This is a genomic window from Dietzia sp. SYD-A1, from assembly GCF_015356725.1.
GTDB lineage: Bacteria > Actinomycetota > Actinomycetes > Mycobacteriales > Mycobacteriaceae > Dietzia.
Genome location: NZ_JADDKI010000206.1, coordinates 1 through 10627 on the forward strand (window position 1 = coordinate 1; position 10627 = coordinate 10627).

The following is a 10627-nucleotide window of genomic DNA, read 5'->3' on the forward strand; positions in this document are numbered from 1 at the left end:
CATCGACCCGGCCGCCCACGGCGGACACCGCGAGACCGACCTGGCCATGCTCGCGCTGTTCGGGGCCCCGTTCCTGGACGAGATCCTCGGCGGCTACCAGGAGCGGCACCCGCTGGGGCCGGGGTGGCGCCAGCGGGTGCCGCTGCATCAGATGCACCCGCTGGCCACCCACTCGGCCGGCCACGGCGCCGGCTACGCGGTCGCGTTGGCCGACGCCGCCCGGCGGGTCCTGGAGCTCTAGCGCCCCGGCGCGGTGGGGATCACGCCGGGCTGACGCGGAAGACCAGGTCCCGGTTGTTCGCGTTGGAGGTGGTGACCAACAGTGAGCCGCCGGGCTCGGGCGTCAGCGAGCGGAGACGTCCGAAGTCACCCTCCAGCAGGACCGCGGCGTCGCGGACCGACCGTCCGTCCTCCGACAGGCGCAGCAGGACCAGCTTCTGGGTCTTGAGGTTCGCCATGGCCAACGCGCCTTCCCACTCGCCCCACGCGGAGCCCCGCAGGAACTCGATATCCGCGCTCGCCAGGGTCGGACGGCCCGAGGACCAGACCGCCCCGACCGCGTCCGGGTGACGGGTGGTGTCCGTCATCGGGACGTTCTGGTTGTACTGGCCGTTCACGTTCGGATCCCACCCGTAGTTGGCGCCGGGGGCGAGGAGGTTCACCTCGTCGTCGACGTCCGGGCCGTGCTCGGCGGAGTAGACGCGGCCGGTGCCGGGCTGGATGGCCAGCCCCTGGACGTTGCGGTGGCCGAGGGTGAGGATCGGGGAGGCGCCGGTGGCCGGGGTTCCGTCCGGGTTGACGTGCAGGATCTTGCCGGCGAACGAGGCGGGGTCCTGCGGGCCCGTCGCGTTGAACGTGTCGCCGGTGCCGATGTAGATCGACCCGTCGGCGGCGACCTGCAGACGGCAGCCGCTGTGGATGCCCTCCGATCCCAGGGGGATCCCGGTCACGACATCGCGGACCCTGGTCAGCGCCGACCAGTTGTCGGCGGCCCGGAAGGTGGTGACGCGGTTGTCGCGCGTCCCGCCCGCGTTCTGGGAATAGCACACGTGGATCTCGCGGTTCTGCGCGAATCCGGCGTCCACGGCCATACCCATCAGGCCGCTCTCGGACTGCCGGACCAGACCGGGCAGGTCGATCGCGACGTCCCGCCGCTGACCGCCCGCGGGCTGGGCCACCACGCGGCCGCCGCGCTCCCCGGTGAGGATCGTGCCGTCCGGGGTGCGGACCACGTCCCACGGGACGTTGAGCCGGTCCATCACCGTCGTGGCACGGACCGCCGGGCCCTCGACCACCTCGACTCCCTCGCCCGCGCCGGCGCCGACCACCGGGGGGAACAGGACACCCGGCGGGACCGAGCCCGTGTCGACCGAACCGCCGCCGAGGGATCCGAACTGGGCCACGGCTGTGGCGGGCAGGGTGAGGGTGAGGGCTGCCGCGGCGACGATGCCGACCACGGATCGGGACCTCAGCCGGGGCCGGGGGCTCAGTCGGGATCGGTTGGCGGACGGGGGTGGAGAGAAGGGCACGGTGGTCTCCCTGCTGTCGAGAATCGGTGTGACCCAGAACATATGCCCATTCGCGGTGGAGCGGAACCGGACCGACGACGAACCCCGGTCACCCGCCCGGGTTCGGGGCGGGCGACCGGGGTCGATGTCGTGCGGTCAGAGCTCCTCGATGGTGGCCGTCGCGTGCACGGTTTCGAGCTTGCGCGGGTTGCGCACCCGCAGCGACCAGGCCGGATCGTCGGCACCGGCACCGCGCCGGGCGTAGATGCCCAGTTTCGCCGGCAGGATCACGGGCTTGCCGAACTCGACCGAGTAACGCGCCCGTTCGGGGATCGCCCCTTCGACCACCCCGAGCAGTGTCGCCGCCGTCCACATCCCGTGCGCGATGACATTCGGGAACCCGAACGCCTTGGCGCCCACCTTGGAGACGTGGATGGGGTTGCGGTCCCCGGACACCGACGCGTACTCGGCGATCAGTGACTCGGAGACCGACTTGACCACGGTGGGATCACCGATCTCCGCGGCCGTGGGCGGCTCGGGCTTCGGCGGCCGCGGCGCGTCTTTGGGCGGGGTGAGGGATGTCCTGCGCTTGGAGAGCAGCCCGGACCTCTGGACCCAGGCCGGCTCGTCGTGGTCGCCGGTGCGGATCTCGGTGACGATGTCGATCAGCAAGCCGGCGGGGTGTTCGCGCAGGTTTTCGGCCCGTGCGCGGATCGACAGCGCGTCGCCCACCCGCAGCGGGCGGTGGGATTCGATCTCGTTGGTCAGATGCACCGAACCCATGGCCGGCACGGGGTAGGCCGGGTCCAACATGAGCTGCATGCTCAGCGGGAAGGCCAGCGTGAACGGGTAGGTCAGCGGCAGTACGTCACCGAACCGCAGGTCGCAGACCCGGGCGTAGGCGGCGAGGTTGGCCGTGTCCACGCGGACGCCCTCCACCTCGACGCCCTTCTCCGGCATCGACTTCCCGTCGCGCCTGCCACCCACCACGGGGGCCGAGCCGACCGCGGCCTTGGCGTACTGGGCGAGCAGGTTGGGGATGGCGGGCAGGCGGGTGTACTCAACCGCGCTACCTGACGACGTGTTGTCCACCGCGATCACGCGCCCAGGAGGGACTGGCCGCACACGCGGATCACGTTGTCGGTGACCGCGGACGAGGCGGGGCTGGCGAAGTAGGCGATGGTCTCGGCCACGTCGACCGGCAGGCCGCCCTGCTGCATGGAGTTCATCCGGCGGCCGGCCTCGCGGGTGGCGAAGGGGATGGCGGCGGTCATCTGGGTCTCGATGAAGCCGGGGGCCACGGCGTTGACGGTGATCTTCTTGGACGCCAGCTCGGCGGAGGCGCCGTTGACGAACCCGATCACACCCGCCTTGGAGGCGGCGTAGTTGGTCTGACCGCGGTTCCCGGCGATGCCGGCCATGGAGGAGACACCCACGACGCGTCCGCCCTCGGTGAGCACGCCCTTCTCCGCGAGCTCGGCGGTGATCCGCTCCGGGGCGATGAGGTTGACGGCCATGACCGCGTCCCAGCGTGCGGCGTCCATGCCGGCCAGGGTCTTGTCCCGGGTGATACCGGCGTTGTGGACGAGGATGTCCACGACGCCCTCGTGACGCTCCTGGACGTGCTTGGCCAGGACCTCGGCGGCGTCGGCGGCGGTCACGTCGAGGGGGAGCGACGTGCCCCCCACCTTGTTGGCGGTGGCGGAGAGCGACTCGCCGGCGGCCGGGACGTCGCAGCAGATCACGTGCGCCCCGTCGCGGGAGAGCACGGCGGCGATCTCCGCACCGATGCCCCGGGCCGCGCCGGTGACCACTGCGACCTTGCCCTCGAGGGGGCGGTCCCAGGAGGCGGGGGCGGTCGCCGCGCCGGCGCCCACGCGGAACACCTGGGCGTCGACGTACGCGGACTTGCCGGAGAGGATGAAGCGCAGCGTGGACTCGAGGCCCGACGCGCCGGTGTCGGCGTCGGCGGAGACGTAGACCAGCTGGACCGTGGTGCCGCGCTTCATCTCCTTGCCGAGCGAGCGGGTGAAGCCCTCGAGCGCGCGCTGGGCGATGCGCTCCTCCACCGAGCCGGCCTCCTCCGGTGGGGTCCCCAGAACGACGACGCGGCCGGAGGCGGCGACGCGGCGGACGACGGGGTTGAAGAAGTCGAACAGTGCCTTGAGGTCCTCGGCGCGGCGGACGGCGGTCGCGTCGAAGACCAGGCCAGCGAACTTGCCCTCGGCGTCCGCTCCGGCGAGTTCGTAATCCGACTCCAGGATCGCGCGGACCGGTTCGACGAGGCGGCCCTCGCCCCCGACGAGGACCGGACCGTGGAGGGCCGGCTGCCCGGCCTCGTAGCGGCGGAGCTGCTCGGGCTGCGGGAGGCCGACCTTGCCGGCGATGAACGACCCGGGGGCCGAGGTCACGAACTGCGAGTAGAGGTCGAGGTTGCCCTGTGCCATGGCGATCATCTCCTGGAGAGGTGCGGTCGTACGGGTCGACAAGTAACTTACCGCTGAGTAACAATACTCGTCGGGCCGCGCTACGGGCCACCGGATACCGAGATAAAACGGGAGTGACACACGTGACCACCAGCCCCCGCAAGGTCGCCATCGTCGGCGGCAACCGAATCCCCTTCGCCCGATCGAACGGCAAGTACGCGGACGCCTCGAACCAGGACATGCTCACCGCGGCGATCGACGGCCTCGCGAGCCGTTACAGCCTTCAGGGTAAGCGTGTCGGGATGGTCGCCGCGGGGGCCGTTCTCAAGCACGCCCGTGACTTCAACCTCACCCGCGAGTCGGTCATCGGTTCGGTGCTCGACTCGTCCAGCCCGGCCTACGACGTACAGCAGGCGTGCGGCACCGGCCTGGCCTCGGCCATCCAGGTGGCTGACGCGATCGCGGTCGGTCGCATCGACGCCGGTATCGCGGGCGGCACCGACACCACCTCCGACGCCCCGCTGGCCGTCAACGACGACCTGCGCAAGATCCTCATCAAGGTCGCGTCGGCCAAGAGCGCGATGGACCGGGTCAAGCTCCTCGGCGAGATCCGTCCGCAGTCGCTGGTCCCCGAGCAGCCGCAGAACGCCGAGCCCCGCACCGGCCTGTCGATGGGCGAGCACGCGGCCATCACCGCGCGGGAGCTCGGCGTGACCCGCGAGGATCAGGACGCACTCGCCGCGGCGAGCCACCGCAACCTCGCCGCCTCCTACGACTCCGGTTTCCAGGACGACCTGGTCACCCCGTTCCTCGGTGTGCCGCGTGACGACAACATGCGTCCCGACTCGTCCGAGGAGAAGCTCGCGAAGCTCAAGCCGGTGTTCGGCAAGCGCGACGCCGAGGCCCACGGCACCGAGGCCACCATGACGGCCGGCAACTCCACGCCGCTCACCGACGGCGCCTCGGCGGTCCTGCTGGCGAGCGAGGCCTGGGCGGAGGAGAACAAGCTCCCGGTCCGTGCCTACCTGGTCGACTCCGAGACCGCGGCGGTCGACTTCATCCACGGTCACGACGGCCGCACCCCGGACGGGCTGCTCATGGCCCCCACCTACGCCGTGCCGCGTCTGCTCGAGCGCAACGGCCTGACCCTGCAGGACTTCGACTACTACGAGATCCACGAGGCCTTCGCCTCGCAGGTCCTGGCCACGCTCGCGGCCTGGGAGTCCGAGGAGTACTGCACCGAGCGCCTGGGCCTGGACTCGGCGCTCGGGTCGATCGATCGCAGCAGGCTCAACGTCAACGGCTCGTCGCTGGCGGCCGGGCACCCGTTCGCCGCCACCGGAGCCCGCATCCTGGCCGCCACCGCCAAGCTGCTGGAGGAGAAGGGCTCGGGCCGCGCACTCATCTCGATCTGCGCCGCCGGCGGTCAGGGCGTCACGGCGATCGTCGAACGCTGACCCCGGCGCCGACCGGGTCGGCACCCGGCTGGTTTTCCTGAGTGCAGCCCCCGCGTACGGCGCGGGGGCTGCACTCATCGGTACCGGTCCGTCATAGTGGACGCCACAGTGGTTCGGGTGGGACATCCCCGGTCGGCGCCCCGCCGGGTCGAGAGTCCCCGCTCGTGAGGAGGCGTGAGAACCAGTGGACGAATCCACCACCACCGGTGACGCCGGCCCCGCCCGGCCTGTCGTGCTCGAGGGAGACGGCCCGCATCCCGCGGCCGCCGACCGGCGACGTTACCGCGTGCGGTCGAGGTGGATCCACGCCGGAGTCGGTGTGTTCATGGGGCTGGCGGTGCTCTACGGTTTCGACCTCGTCCACAGCATCGGCCGGGTGCCGCGCGGTGCGGAGGTGGCCGGGATCCAGGTCGGCGGCATGCGCACGGCCGACGCCGAGCAGCTCCTCATCCGTGAGCTGGGCCCACGGGTCGACGAGGAGGTCGACCTCCGGGCCGGCGTCGTGTCGACCACCCTCGATCCTCAGTCGGTCGGGTTGTCCGTGGACTGGCAGGGCACCCTGGACCGCGCGGGAGAGCAACCCCTCAACCCCGTCACGCGACTGATCAGCCTGGTGTGGTCCACCGAGGTGGGCATCGCGAGCGTGATCCCCGACGCGCGGCTCACCGACTTCCTGGAGAGGCTCGCCCTGCAGGCGGACTTCGAACCGCGGGAGGGCGCCATCTGGTTCGACCGGGACGAGGTCCGCTCCGCCATCCCGTTGGACGGCCAGCGCCTGCGGATCGAGAGCTCGCGCGATGCCGTGCTCGCCCACTGGCTCGACGACGACGGGGTCGACCTCGTCGTCGACTACACCCCCACCGAGACGCAGGCGGACCAGGTGCGTGCGCTCATCCGCGATGTCGCCGAGCCCGCCGCCGGGCGTGACCTGACGTTGCTGGCCTCGCGGATGCGTGAGGACGGGACGGAGCCGCCCGTCACCACCGTCACGACGCGGTTGCCGGCCCCGCCGCCGCCCCCGGGAAGGGACCGGGCGGTCCCCGCCGAGCGGGAGCTGACGATGGTCGACCCCGACGACCCGCACGCCGTGCCCGTCCTCTTCCCGCGGGACCGGATCGGCGAGTACCTGACCTTCGTGCGCGACGGGGCCGTGCTGGAGCCCCGGTTCGACGCGGATGCTGCGAAGGGGATCCTGGAGCCGCTGATGGAGGAGACCGAGCAGGAGGGGCGGGACGCCACGTTCTCCTTCAGCGGATCGACCGCCTCCGTCGTCCCCGCCGTCCAGGGGCGCACCGTCTCGTGGGGTCCGCTCCTCGGTGCGCTCCCGGGACAGCTCACCGACATGCAGGGGCCGCGCGTGCTGCCCGTCGCCTATGTGGGTCGGGACCCGGAGGTCACCACCGAGGAGGCCGAGAGGGCCGGGATCCGCGAGCCCGTCGGTGAATTCACCGTGGCGGTGGGCGCCAGCGGACGGGCGCAGTCGATGATCGCCTCGCTCGCGGGGCAGTTCATCCCTTCCGGCGAGACCTTCTCCATGTCCGATGTCACCGGTGTCGTCTCGGGGGACGTGTCCGCCGACGCCGTGGCCACGGCGCTCTTCAACGCCGCGTTCGAGTCCGGGGCGCAGGGGCTGGTCAGGACGGGCCGAGGTGTCGACGGGGCGCAGTTCCCCGCCGGGCGCGACGCCACCGCGTCCGAGGACGTGGGCTTCCGCAACGGGCAGGGCACGGGTCTGGTGATCGACGCCTCGGGTAGTGGCAGCTCGGTCACCGTCCGGCTGTGGGGGACCCGCGAGTACACGGTGCGGATCTCGACCGCCCCCCGGGCCGACCTCCGCCGCGCCGAGACCCGCGTGGTCACCAGCCCCGGGTGCACACCGGATCCGGGCGCCGACGGGTACACGGCCCGGGTCACCCGTGTGGTCCAGCGGGGCGAGGAGACGGTCAGCACCGACACCGTGTCCTCGACGTACGCGCCCCGGGTCCGCGTCGAGTGTCGGGTCGAGGGCCCGTCACCCACCGCCGAGCCTCCCGGCCCGGTCGCGCCGCCGCCGGTGCCGGACGACGCGATACGGATCCCGGGTCTACCGGAGTTCCGGATCCCGGTCCTGCCCGGCAACTGACCGCACCTCCGCGCCGCGCGCCCCGGCCTGCCCCGGCCCCTCAGCGAGGTAGGCGCCCGGAATGCACGGATCCCCGGGGGTGTGCGCTGTGTCGGGACCCGACACGACGCACACCCCCGGGGATCGCGGGGAGCGGCTCAGCGATGGATCAGAACGCGGCCTCGTCCAGCTCCATGAGCTCGCCGCCGAGGCCGGCGACGATGCCACGAGTGGCGGTGAGGAGCGGCAGCTCGTTGTTCGCGAACCACTTGGCGGCGGCGATCTTGCCGTTGTAGAAGGCGGTGTCGGCGTCCGACGCGCCCTCCAGCGCAGCCAGCGCCACCTCGGCGCCGACGAGCAGACGCCACCCCATCATGAGGTCACCGAACGCCATGAGCAGGCGGACCGAGGCGAGCCCGATGATGTACAGGTGCTTGGGGTCCTCCTGGGAGGCGAGGAGGTGGTCGAAGCAGGTGCCGACCATCGCCTCGACGTCGGCGAGAGCGGTCGCCAGCACCTCGCGCTCGGTGGCCAACTCGGCGGGACCCTCGGCCTCGATGTACTTCTTGATCTGTGCCGACACGTGCCCGATGGCGGTGCCGCGGTCGCGGGCGATCTTGCGGAAGAAGAAGTCCTGCGCCTGGATCGCGGTGGTGCCCTCGTACAGGGAGTCGATCTTGGCGTCGCGGATGTACTGCTCGATCGGGTAATCCTGGAGGAAGCCCGACCCGCCGAAGGTCTGCAGTGACTCGGTGAGCAGCTCGTATGCCCGCTCGGACCCGACACCCTTGACGATCGGCAGTAGTAGGTCGTTGACGCGGTGGGCGAGCTCGCCGTCCGCGCCCGAGACGCGCTGGGCGATCTCGACATCCTGGTGGGCGGCGGTGTACATGTACACCGCGCGCAGGCCCTCGGCGAACGCCTTCTGGCGGATGAGTGCTCGGCGCACGTCCGGGTGGTGCGTGATGGTCACGCGGGGCGCGTTCTTGTCGGCCATCTCGGCCATGTCGCCACCCTGCACGCGCTCCTTGGCGAATTCCAGTGCGTTGAGGTAGCCGGTCGACAGGGTGGAGATGGCCTTGGTGCCCACCATCATCCGGGCGTGCTCGATCACGTCGAACATCTGACGGATGCCCAGGTTGAGCTCCCCGTCGCCGACGATCCAGCCCTTGGCGGGCACTCCGTGTCCGCCAAAGGTCAGCTCGCAGGTGGTGGAGACCTTGATACCCATCTTGTGCTCGACGCCGGTGACGAAGACGCCGTTGCGCTCGCCCAGTTCACCTGTCTCGAAGTCGAAGTGGAACTTGGGGACGAAGAACAGCGACAGTCCCTTGGTTCCCGGTCCGGCGCCCTCGGGGCGGGCCAGGACGAGGTGGAAGATGTTCTCGAACAGATCATCGGAATCCGCGGAGGTGATGAACCGCTTGACGCCCTCGATGTGCCAGCTCCCGTCGTCCTGCTTGACGGCCTTGGTGCGTCCGGCGCCCACGTCGGATCCGGCGTCGGGCTCGGTGAGCACCATCGTCGCGCCCCAGCCGCGCTCGACGCAGGTGGCGGCCCATTCCTTCTGCTCCTCGGTGCCGTTCTCGTAGAGCACGGCCGCGAAGGACGGTCCGGCGCCGTACATGAACGCGGGGGGGTTGGCGCCGAGCATCATCTCGCCGGTGGCCCACACCAACGCGCGGGGGGCGGGCATGCCACCGAGGTCCTCCGGCAGCCCCATCGACCAGTAACCCGCCTCGTACCAGGCGCGGAAGGACTTCTTGAAGTCCTCCGGCAGGGAGACCGAGTGGGTCTCGGCGTCGAAGACCGGCGGGTTGCGGTCGGCCGACGAGAAGGACTCGGCGACCGGGCCCTCGGTGAGGGTCGCGACCTCGGAGAGGATTCCCCGGGCGGTGTCGGTGTCCATATCGCCGAACTCGCCTGCGTCGAGTGCCTCGTTCATGCGCAGGACCTCGAACATGTTGAACTCGAGATCGCGGACGTTGCTCTTGTAGTGACCCATTACGGTCTTCTCCGATCGGAGTGCGGTGTCGTGGCAATGGAGGTGGCCGCGCGGGTCGGCGCCGATGTCCATGTGCTCACCGGAACCTACCCGTCGGTAACAAGACAGATGTTAGTGCGTTGTCAGCGATCCGTCCAAGGTGAGGAGAGTCTCTTATTTCGCAGGTGAGCGGCGTGTCGCCGATCGCGCCGCATCGAGCAGGATCGCCTTCTCGGCGCGTGCCACGGTCCGCCGGGTGATCTCGGCGTAGTCGGGTGTCACCGACACCGACGTCACTCCCCGGCGTACGAGATGCTCGGCCATCGCGGGGTCGGTTGACGCCGCCTGGCCGCACAGGGAGACGGTGAGCCCCGATTCGTGGCAGCGGTCGATGATCTGGTCGATGGACGCCAGTACCGCCGGGTCCATGGAGTCGAACAACTCCGCGCACACCTCGGAGTCGCGGTCCACGCCCAGGGTCAGCTGGGTGAGATCGTTGGACCCGATCGAGACGCCGTCGATGCCCATCGCCGCGTACTCGGGGATCCAGTGGACGACCGACGGGACCTCGGCCATGATCCACCGTTTGAGTCCCGGGTCGCGCCCCAGTGGGTGGCCGTCGATGATGTCCAGGCAGGCGCGGAGCTCCCACGCCGTGCGGACGAACGGGATCATCAGGTGCAGGTTGCGGTGCTTCTCGCGCACACGGGCCAGCGCATCCAGCTCGAGCCGGAACAGGTCCGGCTCCTTGGTGTACCGGAAGCATCCGCGGTAGCCGATCATCGGGTTGCGCTCCTCGGCCTCGACCTCCCCGCCGAGCAGGCCACGGAACTCGTTCGAGCGAAGGTCGGTCGCGCGGTAGATCACGGGCCGGGGGTCGAAGGCCGCGGTGATCGTGGCGATCCCGGAAGCCATGCGGTCCACGTAGTCGTCCGTCCTCCCCTCGGCGATGAGTGTGCGCGGGTGGACACCCTCCAGTGCGCTCGTGATGAGGAACTCGGCGCGCAGCAGGCCGACGCCGTCCACGTCCATCGCGGCCACGCGGGCGGCGGCGTCGGGGGTCGCGAGGTTGACGTACACCGCGGTCGCGGTGACCTCGCGCGTCCGTGCCTCGGGGGGACGACCCGCGTCGGCCGGGGCCTGTTCGGGGT

Annotated in this window: 8 protein-coding genes; 3 read left to right on the top strand and 5 right to left on the bottom strand. The window is 70.8% G+C overall.

Features of this window, described 5'->3' with window-relative positions:
* Nucleotides 1-241 (top strand): fructosamine kinase family protein (locus IY392_RS09410; RefSeq protein ID WP_194861063.1); only part of this gene is annotated, 241 nt, incomplete at its 5' end.
* Between the two features lie 19 nt (nt 242-260).
* On the opposite strand, the gene IY392_RS09415 is transcribed toward IY392_RS09410, so the two are convergent.
* The 3 genes from IY392_RS09415 to IY392_RS09425 all read right to left on the bottom strand — a co-directional run bounded on the left by IY392_RS09415 (nt 261) and on the right by IY392_RS09425 (nt 3955).
* Nucleotides 261-1457 (bottom strand): PQQ-dependent sugar dehydrogenase, encoded by a 1197-nt coding sequence (locus IY392_RS09415; protein WP_194861064.1) that lies wholly within the window; start codon nt 1455-1457, stop codon nt 261-263.
* Between the two features lie 207 nt (nt 1458-1664).
* The gene (locus tag IY392_RS09420; RefSeq protein WP_309234126.1) at nt 1665-2609 is read right to left on the bottom strand and encodes a MaoC/PaaZ C-terminal domain-containing protein; all 945 of its coding nucleotides are present in this window, start codon (nt 2607-2609) and stop codon (nt 1665-1667) included.
* Nucleotides 2606-3955 (bottom strand): 3-oxoacyl-ACP reductase, encoded by a 1350-nt coding sequence (locus IY392_RS09425; RefSeq protein ID WP_228549220.1) that lies wholly within the window; start codon nt 3953-3955, stop codon nt 2606-2608. Before IY392_RS09425 ends, IY392_RS09420 begins: the two co-directional genes overlap by 4 nt.
* Nucleotides 3956-4077: 122 nt before the next feature.
* Here IY392_RS09425 and IY392_RS09430 point away from each other — a divergent pair, with 122 nt between their 5' ends.
* Together IY392_RS09430 and IY392_RS19580 are read left to right on the top strand one after the other, a co-directional pair.
* The gene (locus tag IY392_RS09430; RefSeq protein ID WP_182613114.1) at nt 4078-5391 is read left to right on the top strand and encodes an acetyl-CoA C-acetyltransferase; all 1314 of its coding nucleotides are present in this window, start codon (nt 4078-4080) and stop codon (nt 5389-5391) included.
* A gap of 184 nt (nt 5392-5575) precedes the next feature.
* A complete protein-coding gene (locus tag IY392_RS19580; RefSeq protein WP_194861065.1) occupies nt 5576-7513 on the top strand; it encodes a VanW family protein in 1938 nt (645 codons plus the stop codon).
* Nucleotides 7514-7661: 148 nt separating this feature from the next.
* On the opposite strand, the gene IY392_RS09440 is transcribed toward IY392_RS19580, so the two are convergent.
* A complete protein-coding gene (locus IY392_RS09440; RefSeq protein ID WP_182627766.1) occupies nt 7662-9497 on the bottom strand; it encodes an acyl-CoA dehydrogenase in 1836 nt (611 codons plus the stop codon).
* 153 nt (nt 9498-9650) lie between these two features.
* The coding region (locus tag IY392_RS09445) for a putative PEP-binding protein (protein WP_304511144.1) at nt 9651-10627 on the bottom strand (977 nt) is incomplete at its 5' end.

Coding starts and splice junctions, on each gene's coding strand:
- IY392_RS09425 (WP_228549220.1), bottom strand. CDS start 3,955: ATGGCACAGGGCAACCTCGACCTCTACTCGCAGTTCGTGACCTCGGCC.
- IY392_RS09440 (WP_182627766.1), bottom strand. CDS start 9,497: ATGGGTCACTACAAGAGCAACGTCCGCGATCTCGAGTTCAACATGTTC.